Source organism: Nonomuraea sp. NBC_00507, from assembly GCF_036013525.1.
Classification (GTDB): domain Bacteria; phylum Actinomycetota; class Actinomycetes; order Streptosporangiales; family Streptosporangiaceae; genus Nonomuraea.
Genome location: NZ_CP107853.1, coordinates 12,235,379 through 12,249,662, shown reverse-complemented (window position 1 = coordinate 12,249,662; position 14,284 = coordinate 12,235,379). Strand labels below are relative to the sequence as shown.

15 protein-coding genes are annotated in these 14,284 nt (G+C 71.1%); 6 read left to right on the top strand and 9 right to left on the bottom strand.

From position 1 onward, the window contains the following. Positions 1 to 89: 89 nt before the first annotated feature. Positions 90 to 716: a class I SAM-dependent methyltransferase family protein gene (locus tag OHA25_RS57930; protein WP_327585288.1), complete on the bottom strand. Its 627-nt coding sequence runs from the start codon at positions 714 to 716 to the stop codon at positions 90 to 92. 40 nt (positions 717 to 756) lie between these two features. Here OHA25_RS57930 and OHA25_RS57925 point away from each other — a divergent pair, with 40 nt between their 5' ends. Then, on the top strand, positions 757 to 1,212 hold the full coding sequence (locus tag OHA25_RS57925; RefSeq protein ID WP_327585287.1) for an NUDIX domain-containing protein: 456 nt from the start codon (positions 757 to 759) through the stop codon (positions 1,210 to 1,212). Between the two features lie 8 nt (positions 1,213 to 1,220). On the opposite strand, the gene OHA25_RS57920 is transcribed toward OHA25_RS57925, so the two are convergent. After that, complete coding sequence (locus OHA25_RS57920) at positions 1,221 to 2,573, bottom strand: dipeptidase (protein ID WP_327585286.1); 1,353 nt, start codon at positions 2,571 to 2,573, stop codon at positions 1,221 to 1,223. Positions 2,574 to 2,808: 235 nt separating this feature from the next. Here OHA25_RS57920 and OHA25_RS57915 point away from each other — a divergent pair, with 235 nt between their 5' ends. Further along, positions 2,809 to 4,191 (top strand): aspartate aminotransferase family protein, encoded by a 1,383-nt coding sequence (locus OHA25_RS57915; RefSeq protein ID WP_327585285.1) that lies wholly within the window; start codon positions 2,809 to 2,811, stop codon positions 4,189 to 4,191. Positions 4,192 to 4,243: 52 nt separating this feature from the next. Then, positions 4,244 to 5,353, top strand: a complete 1,110-nt coding sequence (gene ald / locus OHA25_RS57910) for an alanine dehydrogenase (protein ID WP_327585284.1) — start codon at positions 4,244 to 4,246, stop codon at positions 5,351 to 5,353. Here the strand turns inward: ald and OHA25_RS57905 are convergent. Both OHA25_RS57905 and OHA25_RS57900 read right to left on the bottom strand, forming a co-directional pair. Beyond that, entirely contained in the window at positions 5,350 to 5,799 is a 450-nt protein-coding gene (locus tag OHA25_RS57905) for a VOC family protein (protein ID WP_327585283.1), read from the bottom strand. The genes ald and OHA25_RS57905 overlap by 4 nt on opposite strands. After that, positions 5,796 to 6,113, bottom strand: a complete 318-nt coding sequence (locus tag OHA25_RS57900) for a PadR family transcriptional regulator (protein ID WP_327585282.1) — start codon at positions 6,111 to 6,113, stop codon at positions 5,796 to 5,798. The genes OHA25_RS57905 and OHA25_RS57900 overlap by 4 nt, the downstream gene beginning before the upstream one ends. A gap of 60 nt (positions 6,114 to 6,173) precedes the next feature. Between OHA25_RS57900 and OHA25_RS57895 the strand changes: the two genes are divergently transcribed. Then, positions 6,174 to 6,542, top strand: coding sequence for a VOC family protein (locus OHA25_RS57895; RefSeq protein WP_327585281.1), 369 nt, complete (start codon positions 6,174 to 6,176; stop codon positions 6,540 to 6,542). Here OHA25_RS57895 and OHA25_RS57890 read toward each other — a convergent pair. From OHA25_RS57890 to ggt, 4 genes are all read right to left on the bottom strand, one after another. Next, positions 6,539 to 7,924, bottom strand: coding sequence for a tetratricopeptide repeat protein (locus tag OHA25_RS57890; protein ID WP_327585280.1), 1,386 nt, complete (start codon positions 7,922 to 7,924; stop codon positions 6,539 to 6,541). The two genes, OHA25_RS57895 and OHA25_RS57890, sit on opposite strands and share 4 nt — an antisense overlap. Positions 7,925 to 7,976: 52 nt before the next feature. Continuing rightward, the gene (locus OHA25_RS57885) at positions 7,977 to 8,861 is read right to left on the bottom strand and encodes an urease accessory protein UreH domain-containing protein (protein WP_327585279.1); all 885 of its coding nucleotides are present in this window, start codon (positions 8,859 to 8,861) and stop codon (positions 7,977 to 7,979) included. Between the two features lie 90 nt (positions 8,862 to 8,951). Further along, a complete protein-coding gene (locus OHA25_RS57880) occupies positions 8,952 to 9,152 on the bottom strand; it encodes a hypothetical protein (protein WP_327585278.1) in 201 nt (66 codons plus the stop codon). A gap of 91 nt (positions 9,153 to 9,243) precedes the next feature. Continuing rightward, a complete protein-coding gene (ggt, locus tag OHA25_RS57875; RefSeq protein WP_327585277.1) occupies positions 9,244 to 10,974 on the bottom strand; it encodes a gamma-glutamyltransferase in 1,731 nt (576 codons plus the stop codon). A 94-nt stretch (positions 10,975 to 11,068) separates the two neighbouring features. Here ggt and OHA25_RS57870 point away from each other — a divergent pair, with 94 nt between their 5' ends. Then, a complete protein-coding gene (locus OHA25_RS57870) occupies positions 11,069 to 12,178 on the top strand; it encodes a sensor histidine kinase (RefSeq protein WP_327585276.1) in 1,110 nt (369 codons plus the stop codon). Further along, positions 12,175 to 12,822: a response regulator transcription factor gene (locus tag OHA25_RS57865; protein WP_327585275.1), complete on the top strand. Its 648-nt coding sequence runs from the start codon at positions 12,175 to 12,177 to the stop codon at positions 12,820 to 12,822. Before OHA25_RS57870 ends, OHA25_RS57865 begins: the two co-directional genes overlap by 4 nt. Here OHA25_RS57865 and OHA25_RS57860 read toward each other — a convergent pair. Beyond that, the gene (locus tag OHA25_RS57860; protein ID WP_327585274.1) at positions 12,803 to 14,266 is read right to left on the bottom strand and encodes an FAD-dependent monooxygenase; all 1,464 of its coding nucleotides are present in this window, start codon (positions 14,264 to 14,266) and stop codon (positions 12,803 to 12,805) included. The two genes, OHA25_RS57865 and OHA25_RS57860, sit on opposite strands and share 20 nt — an antisense overlap. Between the last annotated feature and the right edge of the window lie 18 nt (positions 14,267 to 14,284).

Genomic DNA, 14,284 nt, shown 5'->3' with positions numbered 1-14,284 from the left:
TGGCGGGCGTGCACCTGCCCTCGCGGCTTCCGTTCCGATCGTGGGGCCCGGCGCCTCGTACACAGCCGGGCCATGGCTCCGCCTTGCGCTTATCGACTGGCGAAGCGGAACATCTGCTCACCGACCGCCAGAGGCCGGGACGGGCCGGTGAAACGATGGACGACCACACCGAAGTCCGCGCCGGGATCCGACACCCATTCCCGCTCGTAACCGAGCTCTTCGAACCAGGCACAGATCACCGGAACGAGGTCAGGCGCACGGCGATGGCGGGTCCAGATCACCACGCCGCCGCCGGCGCACAGCTGCGGGGAGAACCCGACGGCGCGCTTGATGTCGTCTTCGGCGATGTTGCCGAAGATCCCGCACAACATCACGATGTCGGCCGGCGCCATGCCGTGATACTGGTCGGTGAGCGTCGCGTCGCCCGTCACCACGTCGACCTGATCCAGCCCGGCGGCCTCGGCTGCGGATCGCGCGGCCGCGGTGTTACCCGGATCCAGCTCCACAAGACGCGCTCGCACGTCACCACGGCGTGGATGGTCGGCCAGCACGGGCAGGAGATCGCGGCCCTGCCCCGCGCACAGGCTGATCACCTTCACCGGCCCCGGCGCAGCGGCATCCAGCGCCTGCCGGAGACGGCCCTGGACGACCCGCAGCCGCTGGGATAGGCGTGAGTCCGGGCGATCGTATTCGTCATGCCATTCCTGCCAGTCCATGAGACAGACTCTAGGGAACGATCAAGTCGAAGGGGGCACAGTGCTACGGCTGCTCACCCGGGTGTGGCGGTCTCTGGGCGGCCGCCTGCAATGGCGGCTGGTGTGGCTGAAGCACGCCACGTTCATGGTCGGTGTCACGGGGGTCGTACGGGACGACGAAGGGCAGGTGCTGGTGCTCAAGCACCGGCTCTGGCCGGAGGGCCGCCAGTGGGGGTTCCCCACCGGGTACGCGAAGCGGTCGGAGACGTTCGAGCGCACCGTCGAACGGGAGGTCTTCGAGGAGACCGGACTCACCGTGAAGGCAGGCCGGCTCATCCGGCTGAAGAGCGGCTTCGCGCTGCGGGTGGAGGTGGCCTACGAGGCCGTGCTGACGGGCGGCACGCTCAAGCTCGACCCGCTGGAGATCCTTGAAGCGAAGTGGTGCCGGCCCGATCAGCTGCCGGAGGGAACACAGGGCTCCCACCGGCAGCTTCTCGAGCTCTGCTCACACCTTTGACGACCGACTTAGATGCCCAGCGAGGGCAGGCTGAGTTCCTGGAGGAACAGGGCCTCCGTCGTGGCCACCTTGCGGAGCTCCTCCAGGTCCACCCGCTCGTTCGGCGCGTGGATGGCCGCGTCCTCGTCCTCGGCCCCGAACAGCAGGATCTCCGCCGCGGGGAACTGCCGCAGCAGCGTGTTGACCAGCGGGATCGAGCCGCCCGCGCCCACGTCGCGCGGCGGCCGGCCGAAGGCGCGCTCCATCGCCCGGTTCAGGGCCGAACGGGCCTTGCCGCCCGAGTCGGCCTGGAAGCCCGAGCCCACCGTGAAGTCGCCGAACGCCACCTGCACACCCCACGGGGCCACCTGGCGCAGGAACTCCACCACCGCGTTCACGGTCGTCTTCGGGTCTCCGGCCGGGGGCACGCGCACCGTGACGCGGGCGCGCGCGACCGGCTGCACGGCGTTCACGGCGCCGGACACCGTCGGCACGTCCAGGCCGGTGACGGTGATCGCGTAGGAGGACCAGAGCCGGTCCGCCAGCGACCCCGAGCCCACCAGCGACACGCCGTCCACAACGCCCGCCGTCTTCCTGAACTCCTCCTCCGACGGCCCCTGCCCGAGGAAGGACCCACGCGGCAGCCCGGGCACGCGGATGTCGCCGTTGTCGTCGTGCAGCGCGGTCAGCATGCGCATCAGTGCGGCCAGCGCGTCAGGAGCGGCGCCGCCGAAGGAGCCGCTGTGCACGGCCTCCCTCAGGGTGCGGACCTCGATGGTGAACGCGGCCATGCCGCGGAGCGAGGTGGTGACGGCCGGGTCGCCGACGCGCGGGTTGCCGGTGTCGGCCACCACGATGGCGTCGGCCCGCAGCAGGTCGGGGTTGCGCTCGGCGAACGCCTCCAGACGCTCGCCCGCGTACTCCTCCTGGCCCTCGATGATGACCTTGATGCCCACGGGGAACCGGCCCTGGAAAACACGCAGGGCGGTGACGTGGGAAATGATGCCCGACTTGTCGTCCGCGCAGCCGCGGCCGTAGAGGCGGCCGTCGATCAGGGTCGGCTCGAAGGGCGGCGTGCGCCAGGCGGCCGGGTCGCCGGCGGGCTGCACGTCGTAGTGCGCGTACAGCAGGACCGTCGGCGTGCCGGGAGGCGCGGGCGCCTCGCCGTAGATCGCGGGGAAGCTGCCCTCGACGGCCACCTGCTGGACGTGCGGCAGGCCGACGGAACGCAGAAGCTCCTCGGTCACCGCGGCGGCGGCGAGAACGGGCTCTTGCGGGTGCCCGGGGAAGGCCACGGAGGGGATGGCGGCCAGCCGCTTGAGCTCCTCGACGGCCTGGGGCATCGAGGCGGCGACGGCGCTCTCAATCTGATCAGGAGTCACGGACGGGTCCCCCGGTAAACAAATCTGGACAGTTTGTCTCTCATTGGATCACACCAGGACCCCTGGGTGTGGGAACACGCGTGACCACCGGGTCAATCTACATGCGGATTTCGTTGCTGTTACATAGTGGTTCTGCGGATCTCGACTTTCATCCACAATGGCGCGACCGATTCGCTTGGCAAACCGCAGGTGAACATGCAGACTGTGGGGAGTTCAGAGACGAGGGAAGATAACCATGACGCAGCCGGAACACGATGTCCTGAAGGCCGCGCAAGACCACCTGTGGTTGCACTTCACCAGGCACAGCGCCTATGAGCAGTCCGAGATCCCCACCATCGTGCGCGGTGAGGGGTCGTACGTCTACGACATCCACGGCAAGCGCTACCTCGACGGCCTGGCCGGGCTCTTCGTGGTCCAGGTCGGCCACGGACGCCATGAGCTGGCCGAGGCCGCCGCCAAGCAGGCCCAGGAGCTCGCGTTCTTTCCGCTGTGGTCCTACGCCCACCCCAAGGCCGCCGAGCTGGCCCAGCGCCTGGCCGCCCTCGCTCCCGGCGATCTGAACCGCGTCTTCTTCACCACCGGCGGCGGCGAGGCCGTCGAGACCGCGTGGAAGCTGGCCAAGCAGTATTACAAGCTGATCGGCAAGCCGCTCAAGCACAAGGTCATCAGCCGCCAGATCGCCTACCACGGCACCCCGCAGGGCGCGCTGTCGATCACCGGCATCCCGGCGTTCAAGCAGATGTTCGAGCCCCTCGTGCCCGGGTCCGTGCGCGTGCCCAACACCAACCACTACCGTGCCGACGAGATCACCGGCGTCAAGGGCATGACGCCCGAGGAGTACGGCATCTGGGCCGCCGACCGCGTGGCCCGCGCCATCGAGATGGAGGGCCCCGACACGGTGGCCGCCGTCTTCGCCGAGCCCGTGCAGAACGCCGGCGGCTGCTTCCCGCCGCCCCCCGGCTACTGGCAGCGCCTGCGCGAGATCTGCGACGAGTACGACGTGCTGCTGGTCTCAGACGAGGTCATCTGCGCCTTCGGCCGGCTGGGCACCATGTTCGGCGGCCAGAAGTTCGACTACGTGCCGGACATCATCACCTGCGCCAAGGGCATGACCAGCGGCTACTCGCCCATCGGCGCCATGATCGCGCACGATCGGCTGTTCGAGCCGTTCAAGAACGGCGACGAAATGTTCGCGCACGGCTACACCTTCGGCGGGCACCCCGTGTCCGCGGCCGTGGCCCTGGCCAACCTCGACATCTTCGAGCGCGAGGACCTGCTCGGGCACGTGACGAGGAACGAGCCCCTGTTCAAGCAGACCCTCGACGATCTGAGCGACCTGCCGATCGTCGGCGACGTGCGCGGCGCCGGTTACTTCTGGGGCATCGAGCTGGTCAAGGACAAGGCCACCAAGGAGACGTTCACCGCGGACGAGTCGGAGCGGCTCCTGCGCGGCTTCCTGTCGAAGGCCCTCTTCGACGCCGGGCTCTACTGCCGCGCCGACGACCGCGGTGACCCCGTCATCCAGCTCGCACCCCCGCTGGTCGCCGGCCCCGAGGAATTCAAGGAGATCGGCTCGGTCCTCCGCAGCGTGCTGACCGAGGCCTGGGCCCGGCTCTGATACCCCTCCATCCGGCACATCGCTGTGCCGGTTCCCGAAAGGAACCACTCCAATGAAGATCGGCGTCCCTGCCGAGGTCAAGAACCATGAGTACCGCGTCGCCGCCACGCCCGCGGGCGTTCACGAACTGGTGCGCAACGGCCACGAGGTCCTCGTTCAGCGGGGCGCGGGCCTGGGCTCGCACATCACGGACGAGGAATACCTCGCCGCGGGCGCGAAGATCCTCGACGGCGCCGACGCCGTGTGGGGCGAGGCGGACATGGTGCTCAAGGTCAAGGAGCCGATCGCCGAGGAGTACCACCGGTTGCGTGAGGGGCTGGTGCTGTTCACCTATCTGCACCTGGCCGCCTCCCGCGCCTGCACGGATGCGCTGCTGAGCGCGAAGACGACCGGCATCGCGTACGAGACCGTCCAGGTCGGCAACGCGCTGCCGCTGCTCGCCCCGATGTCCGAGGTCGCCGGCCGCCTGGCGCCGCAGGTGGGGGCGTACAACCTGATGCGCTTCAACGGCGGTCGCGGCATCCTGCCGGGCGGCGTGCCGGGCGTGGCCCCGGCGAGGGTGGTCGTGATCGGCGGCGGGGTCTCCGGGCTGAACGCGGCGCAGATCGCCGTCGGCATGGGCGCCGAGGTCACCGTCCTCGACACCAACATCGACCGCCTGCGTTCCATCGACGCCATCTACCAGGGCCGGCTCAAGACCCTGGTCTCCACGCGCTATGCGATCGAGCAGGAGGTCCTGCAGGCCGACCTGGTCATCGGCGCGGTGCTGATCCCCGGCGCGAAGGCCCCGACGCTGGTCTCCAACGACCTGGTCGCGCGGATGAAGCCGGGCTCGGTGCTCGTCGACATCGCCATCGACCAGGGCGGCTGCTTCGAGGACTCGCGCCCGACCACGCACGCCGAGCCGACGTACAAGGTGCACGAGTCGGTCTTCTACTGCGTGGCCAACATGCCGGGATCGGTGGCCAACACCTCCACGTACGCCCTGACCAACGCGACCCTCCCGTACGCGGTCAAGCTGGCCAACCAGGGCTGGCGCGACGCGGTCAAGGCCGACACCGCCCTCGCGGGCGGCCTCAACACGCACGCCGGCCTGCTGACGAACCAGCCGGTCGCCGAGGCGCTCGGCCTGCCCTTCACCCCGGTCGCCGAGGTCGTCTAGTCCTCTGGGCGGTACGTCGTGCCCCGCACGATCTCGTCGGGCGTCAGCTGCTCCCTGGCCGTCGTCACCGCCCACCGGTGGCCGAAGGGGTCGCGCAGCACGCCGTAGCGCTCACCCCAGAAGACCTCCCGCACCGGCTGTTCAACCTCGGCCCCGGCGTCAATAGCCTGCTCGGCCACCGCGTCGGGGTCCGCCACCTCCAGCAGGATCAGCACCGGGCTGCCGCCCAGCGTCGGCGGCGCCAGCGCGCCCAGGCCCGGCGTCTCCTCGCTCACCAGCAGCCGCCCGGCCCCGAGCTGCAGCTCCACGAAGAGGATCGTTCCGTCCGGCAGTGTGTTGCGGAACACCTCCACCGCGCCCAGGCCCTCGCGGTAGAAAGCGATCGCCGCTTGCGCGTCGCGCACGAACAGGTGCGGGCACAGCCCCTGCGGCCGTAGCGATGTCATGCGATCAATCCTGCCTCACGCGCCGCGCCGACCACGCGGGTCATCAGCTCGGCCTCGGCTCGCGCGGCCCGCTCGCCCTCCGGTGTCAGCTTGTAATAGCGCCGCCTGGCATCGTGCGGCGCCGCGGGGTCGGCGACGTCGGACTCCTCGACCAGGCCGTCCGCCACCAGGCGGCTGATCGTCCGGTAAAGGGTGCCAGGGCCCAGCCGGATCGCGCCGCCGCTGACCTCCTCGACGAACCGCATCACCGCGTAGCCGTGCCCCGCGCCGCTGGCCAGGGCGAGCAGAACGTGGAACCCGGCCGCGGTGAGCATGATTGACACGATAACACCGCGATGGTTATATCCAACGTGGATACAATCGGAGGAGGAGCAATGGCGCTCGGCATCAGCCAGGTCACCATCTACGTCGAGGACCAGCAGCGTGCCCTCGACTTCTGGAGCGGCAAGGTGGGCTGCACGGTCACCAGGGACATGCCCTACGGCGAGGACCGCTGGATCGAGGTCGAGCCGCCCGCTGGCGGCACCAGGCTGGCCATCCTCAAGGCCGACCCCAAGTGGCCCGCGATGGTCAAGGACATGCCCAACTACGTGTTGTTCGAGGCCGACGACATCGTCAAGACGCACGAGGAGCTCGCCGCCCGCGGCGTGGAGTTCACGCAGGCGCCGAAGCAGGAGCCGTGGGGCTGGTCGGCGGTCTTCAAGGACGAGGACGGCCACCTGTTCCACCTCGGCCAGCGTTAACGCACGCCGAGCCGCTTGCGCAGGTCCCTGGCCGTGGCCAGGACGTGCTGGATCTCGCCGGGACTCGGCCACGGTGCGCTGCCCGGGCGCAGCAACGTGCCGCGTACCGAAGCCAGGTGCTCGATGGCGCTCACGTGCACTCCGCTGCGCCGCACCAGCCACCCCACCACGTCCGAATGGTCGTGCAGCGGCCTGGTCACCACGTCCCAGGTGCCCAGGACCTCGGTCAGCGCCGCCACGTCCAGCGGGACCCCGCCTCTGCGGCCGGTGGCGGCCGCGGCCAGCTCGGCCCGCGCGGCCAGCTCGGGCTCCGCGGGGCCGGCCCATGCAGGCGGCGGCGGGTCGGACAGCCACTCCCGCGCCTCGCCCAGCTCGCCGGCCACCGACAACAGCCCGCCCAGCTCGAGCGCCGCTCCGTGGTGGCCGGCCAGCGCGGCCTGGCGGAACCAGTGCCGGCCGCCGGCCAGGTCACCGAACTCGGCGATGAGCAGCAGGCCGTAGTTGAAGGCCGACTCGGCGTCCCCGCCGGCCGCCGCCCGGCCGAACCAGTGGCTGGCCGCCCCGCAGTCGCTCAGCTCCACGCACACGAACCCGGCCATCCGTTGGTCCTCGACCCGGCCCGCGTTCGCGGCCTGCTCGAACCAGGCCCGTGCGGTACGCAGGTCGCCCCTGGACAGCGCGATCCCGCCGAGCCAGGAGGCGGCGCCCGGGTGCTCGCTCTTGGCGGCCAGCCGGAAGTACGCCTCGGCGCCCTCGGGGTCGCGCCCGGCGTTCAGGTAGAGGCCCATGCAGTACGCGGACTCGGCGTGGCCGGCCCTGGCGGCGTACTCCCACCACCGCACGGTCTCCTCGTCGTCGCCCGCCGCGTAGGCCAGGAAGCCGAGGTCGTGCGCCGAGGCCGGGTCGCCGTCGATCGCCGCGCGGCGATGCCACTCGCGGGCCCCGCCGAGCTCGCCCGCGTCCTCGCACACCAGCGCCAGCCTGCGCGCCGCGGCCCGGGAACCGGCGAGGGCCGCGCTCTCGAACCACCTCCTGGCCCCGGCGACGTCGCCGCGCTGCTCCAGCAGAAGCGTCGCCAGGTTGGTCGCGGCCTCGGCGTCGCCGGTCGCGGCGGCCGTCTCGTACCACGTGATCGCCGCGTCCAGGCTGCCGTGTTTCTCGTGCCAGACGCCCAGGTTGAAGGCGCTGTCGACGTTGCCGCTCAGGGCGGCCCGCTCCCACCAGTGCCTGGCGGCCACCCGGTCGCCATGCTGCGCATAGAGCTTGCCGAGCCGGTGCGCGGCTTGCGGGTCGCCTGCGCGCGCGGCGGCCAGCAGCTCGGGCTCGTCTCCCACGCGGGGCGCCGGTATGGCAGGCGCCGCCACTTCTCCTTGCCAGGCCATGGCGACAGGGTGGCACGTGATCACGCGATCGCGAACCGTAATGGCCGACACACTAGGAGAAGTTGATGAAGCCCGCGTACATGCCCATCCCGCAGACGTACCGCAGCGTGCCGGGTGGCTGGGGTGGCAGCCGTACGGTGGCCGGCAGCGCCATGTCGCGCCCGCCGATCACGACCGTGCCGGTGCAACCCCGGTCGGCCTGCTTGAAGACGATCTCGACCGGGACGCCGGCGGGCGCCGGCACCATGGCCGGGCGGTAGCCGTCCCGGGTCGCCCACACGGTGACGGTCGTCGAGACGGGGCGCGCCGCGGCCGGGGGCGGGGCCGCGGGCAGCCAGCCGCCCAGGTTGAGCCCGGCACCGACGGTCCAGAGCCCGGCGGCGATCGCCACGAGCCCGGTGAGCCTGGCGAGCCTGGTGCGGGAGACCCGCCGCAACACGTAGCCGAGCAGCGCGAACGCCGGGGCGGTGCCGGCCACGAAACCCGCCATGGCCGCCGCGCCCGCCAGCGGCGAGCCGCTGGAGACGGCGATCATCTCCATGCTCAGCGTGACGCCGCACGGCACGAGGATGGTGGCCGCGCCCAGCAGCGGGGCCTTGTAGCGGGAGACCTGGCCGTCGCGCGGCGCCGCGCAGTGCCCGCGCCGCATGACCCTGACGGCGAAGACGATCACCGTGACACCGGCGGCGACCAGCAGCGCCGCACGGGCCGCGGGCGGCGGGCTGATGGCCGAGCCGAGCAGCCCGAGCAGCGCCCCGGCCAACGTGTACGAGGCCAGCCGCCCGGCCAGGAACCACCCCACGAGCGCCGGATCACGCCCGTGAGGCCGACCGGCCAGGCCCATGAGCAGCCCGCCCTGCGTCGCGGTGCAGGTCGCGGTCCCGGCCACCAGCCCCGCGGCAATCCCACCGGCCAGCAAGCTGGCTGCTGTGCTCACTGGTCGCTCACCGCTCCTCATTCGCTTCGCGGAGTCCCTCCTTCGTCGGGCCTCCACTCCGCTCACTGCGTCGGGTTCGCTCCCGCGCGCTCAGTGGACGAGCGCCAGGCTGTCCAGGGACCCGCTCTTGGCCGCCTCCACGATGGAGCCGAACTGGTCGAGGCTCATCTCCACGCGCTGCCCGAAGTCGTCGGTGATGATGACCTGACGCTCCTCGGGCGCGTCCCGGTCGACGAACAGTTCAGGGCAACCGCAGCTGCACTGGCCGCAGAACCTGGCGATGGACTGCATGCGTGTCCCCCACTCATTCGGAAGCCGTATACGCAACGTAACGCGACCTCCTGGACGCGGCCAGTGACAGTAGTTGCACCCTTGGTGAGGTTTATCTGGTCGGCACCACCACCATCGCGCTGCCGCCGCCTCGTCTCGCCGGCTCGGCCACGGCCTGGATGCGGCCCCCGCCGAGGAACTCCAGCGCCGTGGCGGCGCCGATCTCCGGGTTGGGGGCGAAGCTGTGCCCGCGGTCCATCAAATCCTTCTGGTGCAGGGCCAGGAACGCCGGCTCGGCCTGCGTCTGTGCGGTGTTGCGCTGCGTGGCGCGCGGCGCGGCCAGCGCCTCGGGCAGCTTCATGCCGAACTCGTACCGGTTGAGAAGGATCTGCAGCACGGTCGTGATGATGGTCGAGCCGCCGGGGGAGCCGACCGCCAGCATCGGCCTGCCGTCGTCGAACACCAGCGTGGGCGCCATCGACGAGCGCGGCCGCTTGCCCGGGCCCGGCAGGTTCGGGTCGCCGGGAGCCGGGCCGGGCGTGAAGTCGGTCAGCTCATTGTTGAGGAGCACGCCGCGACCGGGCACCACGATGCCGTTGCCGCCGGTGGACTCGATGGTCAGGTTGTAGGCGATCACGTTGCCCCAGCGGTCGGCCACGACCAGGTGCGTGGTCTCGGGGCCTTCGTCCGCGACCGGGGTGGCACTGCCGACGGGCTGGGCGCAGGGCTCGTACGAGCCGTCCGGGCTGCCCGGCGCGGCCGGGTGCGTCATCGCCCGCTCGCCGATCAGGCACGCCCGCTCCTTGGCGAAGCCGTCGGACAGCAGCTCCTCCAGAGGGACGCCGGGGATGTCGCCGACGTACTTGCCGCGGTCGGCGAAGGCCAGCCTGGACGCCTCCAGGTACTCGTGCAGCCCGACCTCCGGCAGGGACTCCAGGATGTTGAGCGCCTCGCCGACGGTGGATCCGCCGGAGGACGGGGGAGCCATGCCGTAGACGTCCATGCCCTTGTAGGAGATCTTGGTCGGCTCGCGCATGAGGGCGCGGTACGCACGCAGGTCCGCCAGCTCCATCAGGCCGGGCCGCACGTTGCGGGTGCTGCCCGGGGTGACCGGGGGCTGCTTGACGGTGGTCACGATCTCCTCGCCGAGCCGGCCGCCGTACAACCAGCCGGGGCCGCGCTTGGCCAGCTCCCGGTACGTGTCCGCGAGCTCCGGGTTCCTGAAGACCGAGCCGACGGGCGGCGGGGCGCCGTTCGGCAGGTACAAAGCGGCCGTGGAAGTGAAGTCCTTGAAGCGGGCGGCGTTGGCGGCCGTCTGGTCGTAGAACGTCTGGTCCACGACGAAGCCCTTGGCCGCCACCTCGATGGCCGGCTGGAGCGCCTGCTTGAGCGAGATCGTGCCGAACCTGCGCAGGGCCAGGTCCCAGTTCGCGACCGTGCCGGGCACGCCGGCCGACAGCCCGCTGGTGACGGCCTGGTCGAACGGGATGCCCTCCAACGCGGTCGACGTCATGGCCTGCGGCGCGGTCTCCCGGCCGTCGATCGTGAAGACCTTACGCTGCCTGGCGTCGTAGTAGACCATGAAACCGCCGCCGGCCAGCCCGGCCGAGTACGGCTCGGTGACTCCGAGTACCGCACCGGCCGCGACCGCGGCGTCCACGGCGTTGCCGCCCTTTCTCAGCACGGAGATGGCGGCCTTGCTCGCGTCCAGGTCGACGGTGGAGACGGCGCCGCCGTACCCCTTGGCGACCGGGACCTTCTGCTGGGGCTCGGCCGACACGGGAGCCGTGGGCACGAGCGCGATGAGGACTGCTGCTGCTGCGGGAATGAGCATTCGACGCATGATCTCCACCATCTACCAGGTACGCCTGTTGTGGTAGGGCCCCCTGCGACATGAGGGTGATGCGCCGGTCGGAGTGGTGACCTAGCGTTGAGGCGTGCGCTCGAAGTCCGGCTTCGCCCCTTACCTCGCCCTGATCACCGCCGTGTTCCAAGTGGGGCTGTCCCAGGGTGCGCAGCGCGGCCAGACGTTCAGGGAGCCGCTCGACCCGTTCGCCTACGGGCTGCTGCTGGTCGGGCCACTGATGATCGTCCTGCACCGGAAGTTCCCGATCAGCACGGCCGTCGTCACCTTCCTGGCGACCTACGTCTACGTCTGGGGCGGTTACCCCTACGGCGGAGTGTTCGTCGCGCCGATCGTCATGTTGTTCCTGCTGGTCCTGCGGCGCCATCGGCTGGTGGCGTGGATCCTGGCCGGGATCACGCTCGCGGCCTTCATCCTCTACTCCTGGGTCACCCTCCAACCGCAGCGCGGGCTCTTCCACGACCTGGCGGTTTCCTCATTCATCCTACTCACCATGGTCGCGGCGGAACTGGTCAGGATCGCCCGCGAACGACGGGCCCAGCAGCAGCGCGCCGCCGAAGAGGAGAGCAGGCGGCAGGCCAGCGAGGAGCGGCTGACCATGGCGCAGGAGCTGCACGACGTGCTCGCGCACAACATCTCACTCATCCACGTCCAGGCGTCGACCGCGCTGCACCTCATCGACGACAATCCCGAACAGGCCAGGACGGCCCTGGCCACCATCAAGGCGGCTTCCAAGGAGGTCCTGGGCGAGATGCGCTCGGTGCTGAACGTGTTGCGCGAGGGCGCCCCGCGCTCGCCCACGGCCGGGCTCGACCGGCTCGACGAGCTGATCGAGCGCTCGGGACTGGAGGTGACGCTCAAACGGGTCGGCTCACGCCCCCTGCCTCCTTCGGTGGAGCGGGCCGCCTACCGGATCGTGCAGGAGTCGCTCACCAACGCCGCCCGCCACGCCCCCGGCTCTGCGGTGACCGTGCGGCTGGAATACTGCTCGAGCGAGCTCGTCATCCGCGTGACCGACACCGGCGCGACCACGCCTGCTGTCCTGTCCGAGTCCGGCAGCGGCAACGGCATCCCCGGCATGCGCGAGCGGGCCGCCGCGCTGGGCGGGACGCTCGTCGCAGGCCCGTCAGGCGGGGGCTTCCAGGTCGAGGCCCGGCTGCCCCTACCCGAGGAGACCTCATGATCAAGCTGCTGCTGGCCGACGACCAGGCGCTGGTCCGGGCCGGCTTCAAGGCGCTGCTCGACGCCCAGGCCGACATGACCGTGGTGGCCGAGGCCTCCGACGGCGCGGAGGCGGTGCGGCTGGCTGCCCAGCACCGGCCCGACGTGGTGCTCATGGACATCCGCATGCCCGGCACCGACGGCCTGACCGCGACCCGCCAGATGCCCGAGGGACCGCGCATCATCATCCTGACGACGTTCGAGCTGGACGAATACGTCTTCGAGGCGCTGCGCGGCGGCGCCAGCGGCTTCCTGGTCAAGGACACCGAACCGGCGGAGCTGATCCAGGCCGTCCGGGTGGTCGCGGCCGGCGAGGCGCTGCTGTCGCCGAGCGTGACCCGCCGTCTGATCGCCGAGTACGCCTCGCGCGCCAAGGCGCCGGTCGCCGCCGACGGCCTCGATCAGCTCACCGAGCGCGAGCGCGAGGTCCTCTCCTTGGTCGGCACCGGCATGACCAACGACGAGATCGCCGCCAAGCTCTTCATGTCGCCGGCCACCGCGAAGACCCACGTGTCCCGGGCGATGATGAAGCTGCATGCCCGGGATCGGGCCCAGCTGGTCGTGATCGCCTATGAGTCGGGGCTGGTCAAGCCGGGCTGGGTGTGAACCATGCGGACACCGCTTCCGGCATGCCGGCCGCGCCTGCCCAGGCCACGTAGCCGTCGGGACGGATCAGCAGCGCGTCGGCGGGTGGATCGTCGGCACGCGCGCTGACCACGTCAATCCAGCCGCCGCCGACCTCGGTGCGGCCGCGGAGCTCGCTGCCGTCGAGCTCGGCCCCGCCGCCGAGGTCGAGTAGCACCGGCCGGCCCGTGCGCATCAGCTCGGCGACCCGGCGGCCGTCCTTCAGGGCCAGGTCAGGGACGAAGTGGCCGACCAGCGGATGCGGCGCGGAGCCGTAGCGGATATCGGAGCCGTGCAGGAGCGTGGCCAGGTGGCGGGCCGGCTGCTCGTACGCGAACACCTCGGCGAGCAGCTCACGCAGCGCGGCTCCGTCCTCGTCGTCCAGGCGGTCCAGGGCCGCCTGCGCACGGGTCTGGACGAGGGCTCGCTCGGCGGCCGGGCGGCGCTCGGCCTCGTACGTGCCGAGCAGGCCTTCCGGGGCGCGGCCGTGGAGCGCGGCGGCCAGCTTCCAGCCCAGGTTGGCCGCGTCGGTCATGCCCACGTTGAGCGCCGAGCCGCCCGCGGGGAACAGGTGCGCGGCGTCCCCTGCCAGGAACACCCGCCCGGCCTGGTACCGCTCGGCCAGCCTGGCCTGCGCGGCCGTGCTCGACAACCAGATCGGCTCCCCCAAGGGCAGGTCGCGGCCCAGCACGCGGCGCACCGCCGCGTGGAAGTCCTCGATCGTCACGGGCCCGTCCTGGGGCTCCCCTTTCTCCCGGACGCCGGCGATCAGCACGCCGTGCTGGAGCGAGGTGAGCAGGACGCGGCCGCGCGGCGTCCGGTTCCAGCCCGGTTCCAGCCCGGCCAGCTCCAGGGGCTTGAAGGGATCGGCGACGCCATCCGTACTGAAGTGGCCCAGCCGCAGCACGTGGTCGTCGGTGGTGCCGGGGAAGTCGATCCCGGCCAGCTCGCGCACGAGGCTGCGACCGCCGTCGCAGCCCACGACGTAGCGGGCGCGCCGCACCTGGCCGTCCGCCAGGCCGAGGGTCACGCCCTCGGCGTCCTGGGCGAGGGACACCACGTCGCACCCTCGCCTGATCTCGGCCCCGAGCTCGATCGCGCGTTCGGTCAGCAGTCGCTCTATGCGCGGCTGCTGGATCAGCAGCAGGCGTAGGGGGATGTCGTCCAGCCCATCGAAGCGCAGCGGCACCGAGCCGAACGGGAACCCCGGCGCCCGGCCCGCGAACGGGCTGCCCTCGCTGAAACGCTCCAGCAGGCCACGATGGTCGAGCAGCTCGATGATCTGCCCACCCAGGCCGTTGGCCCTGGGCTGCTCGCTCGGCTCGGTCCTTTTCTCCAGCACGATCGGGCGGACTCCCGACAGGCCCAGCTCGCACGCGAGCATGAGGCCGACGGGTCCCGCCCCTACGATCAACACGTCATCCATGCCTGTCAGGCTAGATTG